Genomic DNA, 12,732 nt, shown 5'->3' on the forward strand with positions numbered 1-12,732 from the left:
TGATGTCCTCGAATAGTGGGAGAAGGTCGCCGGGCTCAGCCCTGTTCGATGGCGTCCGCGACTGCTACACCGAACTCGCTCGTACCGGTCGTGCCGCCCATGTCGGGCGTGACGGTGCCCGCCTTGACGGTGGCGTCCACACCCTGGCCGATGAGTTCGGCGGCCTTGACGAGCGACGCGTCGTTGTTGCGGGCCCCGAGCCAGTGCAGCAGCATCGCCGAGGAGTTGATCATCGCGATCGGGTTGGCGATGTTGCGTCCGGCGATGTCGGGGGCAGAACCGTGCGAGGCCTGCGCCATCGCGCGATCGAGTGAAGCGTTGATCGACGGGGCAATGCCGAGCGACCCGGCGATCTCGCCGGCGAGGTCGGACAGGATGTCGCCGAACATGTTCTCGGTGACGATGACGTCGAACAGGTTGGCGCGGCGCACCAGGTGCACTGTCATGGCGTCGATGTGGAAGTCGTTGATCTCCACATCGGGGTAGTCCTTGCCGATCTCGAGGCAGACGTCCTTGAACAGGCCGGTCGTAAGGCGAAGGACGTTCGCCTTGTGCACGATGGTGAGTTTACGAGAGCGGGTCTGGGCGAGCTCGAAGGCGACCTTGGCGATCTTCTCCACGGCCGAGCGGGTGATGATGCCCATGGCGATCGCAGTGTTCTCGTCGGGCATGAATTCGCCGGTACCTGCGTAGGTGTTGCGGTCGGCGTAGAAGCCCTGGGTGTTCTCTCGCACGATCACCAGGTCGGTTCCCGGCACGATCGCGTTGGCTCCGTCGAATGCCTTGGCGGGACGGATGTTTGCGAAGAGACCGAAGTGCTTACGGATCGTGCCGCTCGGGTTGAGCTGAGACTTGAACGGTTCGGGGTAGGCCGCACTGTCGTGGGGTCCGAGCAGCCATGCGTCGGTTCCTGCGAGACCGTCGAGGGTTTCCTGCGGGATGGGGCTTCCGTGAGTGTCGATTGCCTTACGACCGAGGGGGAAGGTGACCCACTCTGCGGCGGGAGCGCCGGCAGCGCGAAGGGCGGCGTCGACGGCGGACACCGAAGCGGGGACGATCTCCGGCCCGATTCCGTCTCCTTCGAGAAGACCGAGACGCAAGGAGTTGGTAGCCATGATGTTCACACTTTCTGTATTCGGGGATTGTGAAGTGAAATATGCTCCGGCACTGCAGATCAGCGCGCGTAGAGCTAGGCGGACACGGCCTGCTTCTGGGGGTACAGGAACATGTTCTCCGGGTTGATCACGAGGTCGACCTCACCGGTGTGGTTCGGCTTCAGGCAGTCGGCACTGATCTCCGACGTGCCCACCGACAGCAGGTACTCGTAGCGTGACCCGACGTAGGACACGCTGTCGACGTGCGCCCGAACGACATTGAGACCGGATTCGACAGTGTTGCCCGCGTCGGCGATCGTGACGCGTTCGGGACGAACGGCGACGGACACCAGATCGCCCGACTGGACGTTCATTCGTCCCGTTGCGTGCACGACCTGCCCGGTGGAATCGAGCTGCACATGAGCATCGTTGGCCGACGCCTCGACAACCTTGCCGTCGAGGAAGTTGCAACTTCCGACGAACGCCGCAACCTCACGGGCCGCAGGCTGCTCGTAGATCTCGGTAGGTGAAGCGATCTGCACCATACGACCTTTCGACATCACCGCGATTCGGTCGCTCATGGCCAGAGCTTCTTCTTGATCGTGCGTGACGTAGATGGTGGTGATGCCGACGCTGGCCTGCAGCGCCTTGAGCCATGCACGTGCCTGCTCGCGCAGTTTCGCGTCGAGATTCGACAGCGGCTCGTCGAGGAGCAGAACACGTGGGGAGTACACCAGTGCTCGCGCCAATGCCACACGCTGCTGCTGTCCACCGGACATTTCGTGCGGGTAGCGACTGCGCAGATGGAGCAGGTCGACCTTCTCCAGTGCGTCGTCGATCAACTCGTTTCGGCGAGCCTTGGGAACCTTGCGCAGAGACAACGGCAGAGCGAGGTTGTCGGCGATGGTCATGTGAGGCCACAACGCGTACGACTGGAACACCATGCCGAGGTTTCGTCCCTCGGGCGGCACGAACAGGTTGTTCTTACCGCTGAAGAAGACCACGTCGTCGAGCTCGATGGTGCCGTCGTCGGGCTTGTCCAGTCCGGCGATGCACGACAGGGTCGTCGACTTTCCACAACCACTGGGACCCAGGAGTGTGAAGAACTCACCGTCGTGGACCTCGAAGTTGATGTCGTGCAGTACTTTGTTTCCGTTGAACGTCTTGTTGACGTTGCTGACGCGTAATTCAGGCATCGGTCTTCGGGCCTCTCAACAGTCGGGTGGCGATGGTTACGAATACAACGGTGATGATGATCTGGATGGTCGCCAACGCGGCAACCGATCCGGCGTTCCCTTCGGCCCAGAGTTGAAGTGCGGTGGTACCGATGACGTTCGTCTGCGAGTTGGCCAGGAACACAGCCGGTGAGTACTCCTTGATCATCGTGACGAATACGAGGATCAGTGCTCCGGCGAAGGCCGGCAGTACGAGCTTTCCGAGCACCCGAGTGAACGTTTTGAACCAGTCGGCACCACTGACGCGGGCCGCGTTGTCGAGCTCTTCACCGATCTGCATCAGCAGGGGCGAGATGTTGCCGTATGCAGTGGGAAGTGCGCGCATTCCGAAGGCAATCACCAGAATCCAGATGGTGCCGCTCAGGAGTCCCGAGATCCACCCGGGAGCAAAGGCGAGCGCCCAGAAGAATCCGATACCGACGATCAGACCGGGCATGGCCTGCGGTGCGAGGGCGAAGTACTCGACCAGCCGGTTGGCCTTCATATTCGATCGGCGAGAGACGAGCACAGCCATCGTTCCGAGCACGCTGACCACGATCGCGCCGACGACCGCGATGACAATGCTGTTGACAATCGACATGTAGTACGACTCGTAGCTGAAGATCGGGACGTAGTTCTCGAACGTCAGAGTCGAGAACGGGGACTTCAGCGGTGTCAGTACAAGGGTGAACGATCGGAAGATCAGCGCACCGATGGGTAGGAGGGCACCGAAGATGAGGTAGATGGCGATGAACGCGGCCGAGACCCACTTGATCCAACCGAGATCGAATGTGCGGGGGCGAGTCGCCTTGCCACGAACCGAGACGAATCGCTGCGAATTCTTGAGCAGCTTCGCTTGAACTCCGACCAGTCCGATGGTCACGACGAGGATCAGCACCGACGCAGCGCCGAGAACACCGTAGTCGGGATCGATGGCCTGAAGTCCGTTGGTGTAGAGGAATGTCGAGAACACCGTGATGTCGACGGGCTGTCCGTACAGCAGTGGGACCGAGAGGGTTTCGAGCGACATGCTCACGATCAACACGGAGCTGTAGACGATCGGCGGTCGGAGCATCGGGATGACGACGGAGCGCAGGATTCGCAGTGGCCCGGCGCCGCAGACCTGGGCCGCCGATTCGAGCGAGGCATCCGCCTGGCGCAGTGCGCCGACACAGAACGTGAACGCGATCGGTGCAAGCGCGACCGCCTCGGTCAGCGCCATCCCGGGAATGGAGTAGAGGTTCCACGGAACGAAGCCGAGTGCTTCACGCATTTGCACGCTGGCGAATCCGGCCGGTCCGTAGAGGATGATCCAGCCGAAGCCGAGCAGCAGCGAGGAGATGTAGAACGGCCAGCGCATCGATCCGGCGATGAATTTTCCGAACGGCAGCTTGGTGCGGGTTACCACCACGGCCATCGGGACCGCAAAGACCTGGGCGAGGATCGTGGTCAGTCCGGCGAACAGAACGGTGTCGAGGATGACCTGGCCGAAGCCTGCATCGGTGAACAACTTCAGGTAGTTCTCGAATCCGAGGATTCCGCCGGCCTCGTAGAGAGGCCTGTCGACGAACGACTGATAGAGAGTCGGAATGACCGGTGCGAGAACGAGAGCCGCGAGAAACAGCAGCACTGCGTATTGAATGACCTGGTCGCGTCCGATGCCCCTGAACTTGCGGTACTTCGGGCTTCCCAGCTCACCTGGCTTGAGGGGCACGAACTCGGTGCCCTGCGCTTCGGGGGGTGTAGTCAGTGTCATGGCGTATCGCTTCTTTCGGCTCAGCCGGTCTGCAACGAGGTCCAGCGGTCCGAAAACTGCTCGATCTCCTCGTCGGTAGCTTTGATGTAAGGAACAAGGACTGTGTTTTCTTCGCCCACGGAATCCACCACGTCGGAATAGGTCGCCACACCGTCTTCTGGCTTCTCGACGCCGTCGCGGTAGGCGGTAAGGCCTCCTTCGGCCACAGCCGTCTGTCCGTCCTCGGACATCACGAAGTCGGTGAACAGCTTGGCGGTTGCTTCGTGCGGCGCACCGTCGGCGATCGAGATGCCGCGTCGCAGAAGTGGGGTGCCGTCAGAGGGGAACACGGCCTTGATGAGACCGCCCGTGCGCTGTTCGGCGGTCAGGGCCGGAGCACCCATGAAGAATCCGACGGAATACTCGCCGGCAGTGACCTTCTCGACCATCGATCCCGTCGACGTCTCGTTCTTGGAATACGGGAGGATGTCCGCGAGCTCGTCCCACGCCGCGTCGTCGTTCTCGACGAAAGCCCGCGTCACGGTGAACCCGAACGCGCCCTTGGGATTACGTACGGCAATCATGCCGTCGAACGAATCCGGGTCGGCCTGCACTTTGGTCGCCAGATCCTCGATGCTCGTCGGGAACTGACTCTCATCGAGCAACTCGGTGTTGTAGATCAACGAGATCGGGTCGACCGACATCGAGTACACCGACGGTAGCGCTTCGGCGAACTCCGGCAGCTGGGACAGTTCGGGTGAGGTGTACTGCGCCACGGTGCCCTCGCGTTCGGCGAAATCCGCCCATGCGTCTGCCGCGTTGCTGACCACGACATCGGCCGAGGCTTGGCCGGTGGCCTGCTCGCTGAGTACCCGCTGGAAGACCTCGTCGCTGTCGAGGTTGGTCGCGTTGATACTGCCCACCCACGGGAACTTCGCTTGGAACGCTTTGAAGATCGGTGCCCAGCTCTGTTGGTCGGTGTTCGAGTAGATCGTCAACGACCCGCCCTCGGCCTTGGAGGCGGTCACGATGTCCGAGTAGTCGGCCGGGTAGTAATCGGGGAGCTCGACCGCGTAATCGGTGTAGTCCTCACTGGCTCCGCAACCGCTCGCAAGCCCGACCGCTAGCGCGGTCGCCCCCACTGCGCCCACGAACCGTAGGCCTCGACGGCGCACAGGGGCCGTGGCGTTGCGGGACGTCCCGCCTGATTGGTTCGACACGATTGAAAAATCGCCTCCTCGGTAAGTTTGCCGGCCCGTGTGAAGTAGCTCACGTATGACCTGGGAAGTGAAGCTAGTTGAAAATTGGTCGCCCTGTCAACCTGTCTCCCAAATGGGCGGCCATCTTGGAGGTGGGCCCGGTGACAGCTGCTAGATCTGTCCGTGGGCACGATCGCTACGAGGCGCTTGAAGGTCGCGGTGGACTATGCCGCGGGGCTGAGGGGAATCCTTAACACCGGGACACATTTTTATGCGCCATTTTCGGTTGCTACGAGCTGCTCTTGAGTCCAGCGCCACCGCCAGTGTGGCTGTAGAAGCCGACGACCCAAATATGCGCTTGCATTGTCTTATCGGCGTTCATATCGATGACACAAACAAAAAGGCCGTCCAGTTCATGCTGTCTGAGGAGTGTCGACATGCTTTCGATCACGAGCCAGGAATCAAGAAAATAATCGCCGATTCAGGCTCGTCGCGAGGTAGATGCAAGTTCCCTGACTACACACCGATACTCAGAAGCATCGACGATCTTTCTGACGACGGTGGATCGATGCTGCTCGCCTAACCCGTGTGTTCTGGCTTCTCACACGGGCTCAGCTGGGCTACTGCTGGATTGATGCCCCAGTCGAACAAAGTGCAAATTGGCCCGTCACTGCACCGTTTTGAATCATCGCCAAACTATCAATCGGTTTCGAGCTTTACGGCGACGATAGCTCGAACTATCGAGCGTGCCGATTGCCTCTTTTGAGGTCCGTCGCACAAGGAGGCCGCACAATTCAAGGTCCAGCTGACCAGGAATTAAACCACAGTCGCACAGAACAATCGGCAAAGTTTAAGAACATCTCGACTTTATCGTACTCGTGGCGGCACCGGGTACCCGGTGATTTTGAAAGCGCGCAAATATGCGTGACGTGAATGACTTCGGGAAGCGTCCGCACCTCGCGAACGGATACGGTCGCGGCAGGGCCCGCCGCGACCGAGTGCATGATCCAGGGCGCATCCCGGGGGTCGATCGGAGTTCCATGTCTGGTGAATGTTGTACACCAGTGTAGAGAAGGCGATTCGGGGGTCCAGCCGACTGCGGCAGCGCAGAGCGACAACCGCAGCAAGGACAGTTGAGAATCTCCGCTCGGCCCACCGACAGCACACTTCGCGAAAGCTCAAACAAGAGGTCCAACTGACGCTGCGAAGTTCACTACGGTCCCGAGCGTCAGCAGAACGACACCTGTCCAGCCAGCGCGAAAACCGGCTGTGCGTTGGAGTTGAAAGTCTGGGTCATAGACAGGAGCCCACGCCTCTATGGCTGCGCCCAGAAGTTTCATGTCTTCGTCAAATGGCAGGTCTGGGCTCGAACGCTGCAGCTCCGTTCCTTGTTCGGCTTCGTGTGCTAATTGAATCCTACGTTCAAAGTCTCTACTGAGGCGACGGTCGCGACGTATATCGGCGACAACGAGAGCGATGCCCAGCAGCTGGGTCACGAGCCCCGTACAGAGGAGGGCGACAGTAACCAGAACGGGCATGCATCATTATTTACGGACAGGGAACCGCAGGGACGCCCGACCCCTGCTGAGACGTGCGAGCGGCTACCCTGACGATCGCAGATACGTTCGACGAAGGAAGGGGTGATGTCGATGGCCACGAACAGTGCAATCGAATGGACCGAGGTCACCTGGAACCCCGTGACCGGGTGCGATCGTGTTGCCGCAGGCTGTGACAACTGCTACGCGCTGGCCCTGGCCAAGCGGCTAAAGGCCATGGGCGCTGAGAAGTACCAGAAGGACGGCGATCCCCGTACATCCGGACCAGGCTTCGGCGTGACGCTCCATCCAGGGTCCTTGGCGCAGCCGTACCGCTGGCGTGCTCCCAAGGTGGTCTTCGTGAACTCGATGAGCGACCTCTTTCACGCAAAGGTCCCGATTGACTTCATCCGTGACGTCTTCGACGTGATTCGCGAGACGCCGCAGCACACCTATCAGGTGCTCACGAAGCGGGCCCATCGGACAGCGAGGATTGCCGACAAACTCGACTGGCCCGACAACCTATGGATGGGTGTCTCGGTCGAATCGGACGACGTAGTCGACCGGATCGACTATCTACGCGCTGTCCCAGCCGAGACACGATTCCTATCATGCGAACCGCTCCTCACGGCTCTGCCTCACTTGGAGCTCGACGGAATCGACTGGGTCATCGCCGGCGGCGAATCAGGTCCACGAGCACGACCGATGGACCCGGCGTGGGTCGAAGACATCCGCGACCAGTGCGTCCAGGCTGACGTAGCGTTCTTCTTCAAACAGTGGGGCGGGCGGACGCCGAAAGCGAACGGCCGGGAACTCGATGGTCGCACCTGGGACGACATGCCGGAGCTGGCAGCAGCTTCGGCTTAGCAAGCCCGGCGGAAGACGAAATCACGCGGCTTTTTGCCCTTCGCCACATATTCGAGTTCGCCCGACTTCACGAGCGTTCGCAGCGCCGCGGTGAACGCAGTCTCCTTCGCTTCGCCATAGAGATCACCGAAGATGGGCCTGACGTGGTCCACCGCCTTCTTGGGCTGGCCGTCAGCGGTCAGCGCGCGCAAATTCCCGGTGATGTGGTCAATAGCTTTGGCGTGCTCACGCGCGAGTTGGTCGGCGACGGTGTCCCACAGCATGTTCTCGCGTTCGTCGGGGTCAGGACCTAGGAAGTCGATCCATTTTTCGCGCGCCTTGGCAGCGGAGACACCGAACACCCAGATTCCATGAGGCTGGGAGGTGAGGAAGATCAGGTAGTAGACGGGTTGGTGATGGACTTGTCGTCGTACTGGCGCGACGACGGATCCGTAGGGCGTGCCGTCCGTGAGGCGCTTGGCATACTCGATAGATACCGCGTCGGCGGCCGCCTCCCAGGTCTGTCCACCGGACGCGTAGTGCGCCTGCAGGGCCACGTCCCGCCACCAAACGCCGCCGCACACCTCATCCGCCTGTGCGACGCCGCCTAGTTCGAGCTGGCCCTTTTTCAGCTGCCCACCAGCGCGGCGAATCAGATCGGCGTTGAAGTTGAGCAGCACCTCGGTACGAGGCCACGTCCCCCTCTGCTGGAGGATCTTCCTGATGGAGGCCATTGGGAGCACCGCTCCGCACGGATCAAGAAAGACGAATAGGCTAGCCCCGGCGGCCAGCGTGAGCGCCTCCCCGAAGTATGTCTCGCACTCCCCGTGGTAACTGTCAATGCGGATGCCGCGGTTGCGGTACTCGTCGGCGACCGCGTCGAGCGAGGCGTAGTCGGCGGGGGCCTTCTCCACCAGGAAAAGGTCGATCGTGGTTGTTGCCTTGGCCTTCTGTGCAGCGAGCATCATGTACTCGGCGGACCCTGGTTGCTTCGTGTCGAAGCGGCCTCGCCCCGCGAAACCATCGACGAGTAAGCAGCGCTTCGGAGACAGCGGACTGGCAGTCATCGTCGCGAATTGGATGACGTATTGGTCGAGAATTCCGTGTTTGTACACGGACTGTGGCTTCGGGTTGTCCAATAACCCACCGTCGGTCCCAGTCGCCATCACTACTCCGTTAGTCGCGTTTGCCGCCGGGCCAACTGTTGCCGTTGCGCGGTCGTGTCTGCTACCCGATCGCACCGCTGGAAAGGCGTGCATCCTCCGCTGGAATCTTATCGGCGGGGGCGGCAGAGTCTGGGATCTGAGGCCGATCGAGCCAATGCCCTGGGTTGCTGACTGTGCTTTCTGGAATCGAGTGCCGTCGGTGCTCCTGCCAAAGAAAGTAAAGAAGATGCGGGCGTCAGCCACCAGTGCTACATGAACTTTCCGAAGCCACAGCGGATCCGCACACGTCTGCTTCACCAGAGGGCGTCAACACAAACGGCTGCGGCATTCTGAAACTTGAGTGACTTAGAGCCCGATGTCAGCCACTGCGTTTCCGGCCAGGGGGGCATGTTCGCGACGGTAGACCTCGACGGAGTCCAAGCTGGCGTGTCCGGTCTGGCGGGCGATGGCGGAGCCGTCGGCTCCGTTCCGTGTGCCTTGGGTGACGAAGCCGGCGCGGAGCGAGTGCCCACCGAGCTTGGCAACCACGGTGGGGTCGTAGCCGGCATGCTGCGCGCGGCGACGGACGGTCTGATGGATCGCAGCACCGGACAACGCTGCGGTGCCAAGGTTGCCGTTCTTGGCAACGGCTCGGAGCAGCGGTGAGCGGGACGAGGTGCGGGGTACTCCCCCACGGCACACATGCTCGATGAACGGTTCTCGCTTGCGGAGTAGGCGGATCACGGACGGACGTCCGCCGATGTCGAATGCGGCGACCACCTGCACCCAGCGCACATAGGCGCAGGGTGGGCAGGTCTCGGGAGAGTCGGTGTACGGCAGGGCTTTCACCGCTCCCCTGCCCTCTTGGTCGGTCTTCGATCTACGTAGACGTACGTGGAGGCCGTCATTCCGGTGCACGGTGACATCACCGCACAATAGCTCCGACAATTCGCTACGTCGGTAGGCACCGGCGAACCCGAGGAGCAGTATCGCCGAGTCGCGGCGCTCCAAGACCTCGTCGGCCCATCCTTGGCACCGTTCCCGTGCAGTCTGTACGAGGAGTTTGATGTCGTCGACCAACAATGGGTCTCGCGGGGTGCGGGGTCGGTCCCCCGCTGCGGCGTACTCGCGCCGGATTCCCGACAAGGTCGCGGTGACGAGTTCGTGCGCTGACGGGGAAAGATGTCCTGTGGTGCGGTGTTGGTGGTTGATCGCCGCGATCCAGGTGCCGAAGGTGGCAACAGCGTAGGCCCGCTCTCCTGTTTCGGTGCGGGTGTCGGCGGCGTCGACTAGGTAGGCGGCGACGGTGATCGGGTGCGCCGGAAGCGTCACGTGATCATTCGACTCGCACCACTGGGTGAACCGTCTCCATGCGGCCGCGTAGGTCTTGCGGGTTCCCTCGGAGCGTGAGGACTGCACGGCGGCCGCGATTCGTTTCGCGACGGCTGGCGGAATCTCAGGCTCAACAGCCACTGCCCCGACGTTTACAAGAGTGCCCTCCGCAGGTGTTCGGGCAGGCCAGAGGTCCATACGTGCAGCCTAGCGCAGGTCACCGAGACGTCTGCAGAGCAAAACTGTGCTGAACTGGCGTTTTGGCAGTGACGATGCGGAAAATGCAATTTACGTTGGTCTAATCTGAATAAGTAAGGGTGAGTAGGAAGCTCTATCTGCAAGAGTGCCATTGGCGACCGATCAGAGCTGGCGAAGTGGTGGGTCGCGCTTCTGACACAGACCGGCTACCTGGGCTTAAGCCTCCGCTCCACTTCCCCACTGGTCCGAATCGGAGGCTCAGCAGCAAGGCCTCGGCGGATGTGCTTTCCGCCGAGGCCTTCTTGGTTGGATGAGCTGTGTCAGATGCCTCGAAGCGTCTTCACCAGCTCACGTATGTCCTCCTCGTTGAGCGCTTCCCTGATCGCGACTGCCACAGAGTGGGGATCGCTTTTCAGCTTCATCAGCGCCCGGATTGCGGCGCTGCGTGATGCGATCTGCTTGTCAGCATCGGAGGGTCGGCGTGGTTTCTTCTCGTTTGCTTTCGGCGATGGTGGGTTCTGCTGGCGTGAAGACCACTCAGCGACCTGCTCCGCAGACGGAATCTGCGCCAGCGCCCGAGCGTCTCGGATCGCGAGATCGCCTGAACGTAGTTTCTCCCGCAACTCAGGCTCTAGCTTGAGCAATGCGCGCCGCTGCGAGATCCAGCCTTCTGATCGCCCCAATTTTTGAGCGGCCTTGGTGGCGCTTCCGAGTTCAGTAACAAGAAGGTTGACAGCTTCTGCCTCTTCGACAACGTCGAAGTCTTGCCGGTCCAGGTTTTCGACTATTGATGCCCACAGGATGGCCTCTTTGGATGTTGCAAGGCTGTCCTGAACGACCACATCCATTCCCTTGCGGCCATACTTCTCGCTCGCAGCAAGCCTTCGGCAGCCGTTGACCACAACCCAACGTGCGGAACCGATTCTGGCGACGTCCTCTGGCCAAAGTTCGAGCCACCGTGCGCTCGTAACCACTGTCCCAGGTTGAAGCTGCCGCTCCGCGATTGTAGCCAGATCGGCGAGATCCCCGACCGCTGAGCGCGGATTCCGAGGGTTGGCCACTAGTTCGGACAGAGGCACATCTGGTCTAAATTGGCCATCCACAGGGATGGATGCATCCACGGGCGACTTGTCCCCCACTGAACCAACCAGACTAGAAAAATCGACCCGACCGCCCCGGGACTTCTGTGATGTTGCCATTTACTTACCTACTTCCAGCTCAAGGCACAAGCGTTGGAAGTCCTCACGTGCCTGCAGCGATGCCCGATTTGGCGGGTACTCGGTAACCACTTGCCCCTGAGCTGCGGCTCGACTGTGCACCTTGTAGTGCCGAACAACGGTGTTGGCGAGTGGCCAACCTTGCGCTTGGACGAATGCTTCGGTCTGTTCCAGGTCGACTCGGCCGTCTCTTGGATCCCAGTTGTTGATGACGACAATGAATGGGATTCCCTTCGGCTCAAGCACTTTGGAGATTGTGCGGGCCGTCGGGTCGAAGCTGAGTGGCTCCGGGACGATCGGGACGATCGCGAGATCGGTCACCGAAAGTACAGTGTCGAGCGCTTGTCCTGAAGTGCCGTTATCTACAGCCCCAGGACGATCGCCGATCCAGCCCGGCGTATCGACGTAAACGTGTTTGATTCCATCCAGGTTTGGCAGATGGCGGAGCATTTCCGGGTCGTCGATCTGAGTGACCCGGAAGGGAAGGTCCTGCACTCTTTCGGCCCACCACACTGCCGAGCCCTGAGGGTCGATCGAAGCTGCCAGTACTGGCGATTCGCTCTGCTTGGCTCCGGAGCGAGTCAAGACGTCATTCTTGACTGCCGCCAGGTTCATCGTGAGGGTACTCTTCCCCACTCCGCCCTTTTGGCTGATTATTACGTGTACGGGCATTGAGCCCACCTTCCGTTTGCTTCACCGCGGTGCGGCTACTTCGGTGTGGTGTTCTGGCGATGATCTTTACCGCGGTAAAGATCCGCGAGAACGCGCAGCGCTGGAGTTGCTTGCGCCCTCGAAATGTACATCACTATGCCTCCAGAGTGTTCGGTTGTAGCTTCGACTCGCCGGGTCATGTCTGTGATCCGATGGCAGACTCCCCCGCTGGACCTCGGCGCTCACTGGCTCGTCCACGCGCTGTGGTACTTACCGGCTAAATCTTTACCGCGGTAAACGTCAAATCAGTGAAGGTGGGCAGTGCTTAAGTCCGCCTGTCGCACCATCAACTACTGGTATTCAGACTTCTGACCCGAGGGTGTGGGAGCTACACCGTTGCAGATTCGTGCGAGGACTGTGTCATTGAAGCAGCGAGCAGGGCTGCGGACGGCAGCCGTCCCCAACGTTGGCTGGTTCGCTGGTCGACAGCAGTTAGTCGGGAGGCTTGCTAGGTATGGTGATACACGAAGTGCCGGCACCACGCCCGTCGGATGTCTTTAAGGCCC

The 12,732-nt window shown here is 60.9% G+C and carries 9 protein-coding genes; 1 reads left to right on the plus strand and 8 read right to left on the minus strand.

Translation table 11 applies throughout. From position 1 onward, the window contains the following. Positions 1 to 35: 35 nt before the first annotated feature. From CH286_RS25595 to CH286_RS25610, 4 genes are all read right to left on the minus strand, one after another. A complete protein-coding gene (locus tag CH286_RS25595) occupies positions 36 to 1,115 on the minus strand; it encodes an isocitrate/isopropylmalate dehydrogenase family protein (RefSeq protein WP_094610810.1) in 1,080 nt (359 codons plus the stop codon). A 74-nt stretch (positions 1,116 to 1,189) separates the two neighbouring features. Next, a complete protein-coding gene (locus tag CH286_RS25600) occupies positions 1,190 to 2,290 on the minus strand; it encodes an ABC transporter ATP-binding protein (protein WP_094610751.1) in 1,101 nt (366 codons plus the stop codon). Then, the gene (locus tag CH286_RS25605; protein WP_094610752.1) at positions 2,283 to 4,064 is read right to left on the minus strand and encodes an ABC transporter permease; all 1,782 of its coding nucleotides are present in this window, start codon (positions 4,062 to 4,064) and stop codon (positions 2,283 to 2,285) included. The genes CH286_RS25600 and CH286_RS25605 overlap by 8 nt, the downstream gene beginning before the upstream one ends. Before the next feature lie 20 nt (positions 4,065 to 4,084). After that, positions 4,085 to 5,263, minus strand: a complete 1,179-nt coding sequence (locus tag CH286_RS25610) for an ABC transporter substrate-binding protein (RefSeq protein ID WP_176458349.1) — start codon at positions 5,261 to 5,263, stop codon at positions 4,085 to 4,087. A gap of 1,628 nt (positions 5,264 to 6,891) precedes the next feature. Here CH286_RS25610 and CH286_RS25620 point away from each other — a divergent pair. Continuing rightward, the gene (locus CH286_RS25620) at positions 6,892 to 7,644 is read left to right on the plus strand and encodes a DUF5131 family protein (RefSeq protein WP_094610811.1); all 753 of its coding nucleotides are present in this window, start codon (positions 6,892 to 6,894) and stop codon (positions 7,642 to 7,644) included. Here CH286_RS25620 and tcmP read toward each other — a convergent pair. The 4 genes from tcmP to CH286_RS25640 form a co-directional block, all read right to left on the minus strand. Continuing rightward, positions 7,641 to 8,789 carry a three-Cys-motif partner protein TcmP gene (gene tcmP, locus CH286_RS25625; protein ID WP_176458350.1) on the minus strand — a complete coding sequence of 383 codons (1,149 nt, stop codon included), beginning with the start codon at positions 8,787 to 8,789 and terminating at the stop codon, positions 7,641 to 7,643. The genes CH286_RS25620 and tcmP overlap by 4 nt on opposite strands. A gap of 345 nt (positions 8,790 to 9,134) precedes the next feature. Next, complete coding sequence (locus CH286_RS25630; RefSeq protein WP_094610756.1) at positions 9,135 to 10,298, minus strand: site-specific integrase; 1,164 nt, start codon at positions 10,296 to 10,298, stop codon at positions 9,135 to 9,137. Between the two features lie 320 nt (positions 10,299 to 10,618). Continuing rightward, on the minus strand, positions 10,619 to 11,272 hold the full coding sequence (locus tag CH286_RS25635) for a ParB/RepB/Spo0J family partition protein (RefSeq protein ID WP_329946442.1): 654 nt from the start codon (positions 11,270 to 11,272) through the stop codon (positions 10,619 to 10,621). Positions 11,273 to 11,497: 225 nt separating this feature from the next. Further along, positions 11,498 to 12,187, minus strand: coding sequence for a ParA family protein (locus tag CH286_RS25640; RefSeq protein WP_032370995.1), 690 nt, complete (start codon positions 12,185 to 12,187; stop codon positions 11,498 to 11,500). Between the last annotated feature and the right edge of the window lie 545 nt (positions 12,188 to 12,732).

The organism is Rhodococcus sp. WWJCD1 (assembly GCF_002258735.1).
Taxonomy (GTDB): domain Bacteria; phylum Actinomycetota; class Actinomycetes; order Mycobacteriales; family Mycobacteriaceae; genus Rhodococcoides.

Bases quoted from the DNA above. Each gene is read 5' to 3' on its own strand.
- CH286_RS25595 (WP_094610810.1), bottom strand. From the start codon at position 1,115: ATGGCTACCAACTCCTTGCGTCTCGGTCTTCTCGAAGGAGACGGAATC.
- CH286_RS25600 (WP_094610751.1), bottom strand. From the start codon at position 2,290: ATGCCTGAATTACGCGTCAGCAACGTCAACAAGACGTTCAACGGAAAC.
- CH286_RS25605 (WP_094610752.1), bottom strand. From the start codon at position 4,064: ATGACACTGACTACACCCCCCGAAGCGCAGGGCACCGAGTTCGTGCCC.
- CH286_RS25620 (WP_094610811.1), top strand. From the start codon at position 6,892: ATGGCCACGAACAGTGCAATCGAATGGACCGAGGTCACCTGGAACCCC.
- tcmP (WP_176458350.1), bottom strand. From the start codon at position 8,789: ATGGCGACTGGGACCGACGGTGGGTTATTGGACAACCCGAAGCCACAG.
- CH286_RS25630 (WP_094610756.1), bottom strand. From the start codon at position 10,298: ATGGACCTCTGGCCTGCCCGAACACCTGCGGAGGGCACTCTTGTAAAC.
- CH286_RS25640 (WP_032370995.1), bottom strand. From the start codon at position 12,187: ATGCCCGTACACGTAATAATCAGCCAAAAGGGCGGAGTGGGGAAGAGT.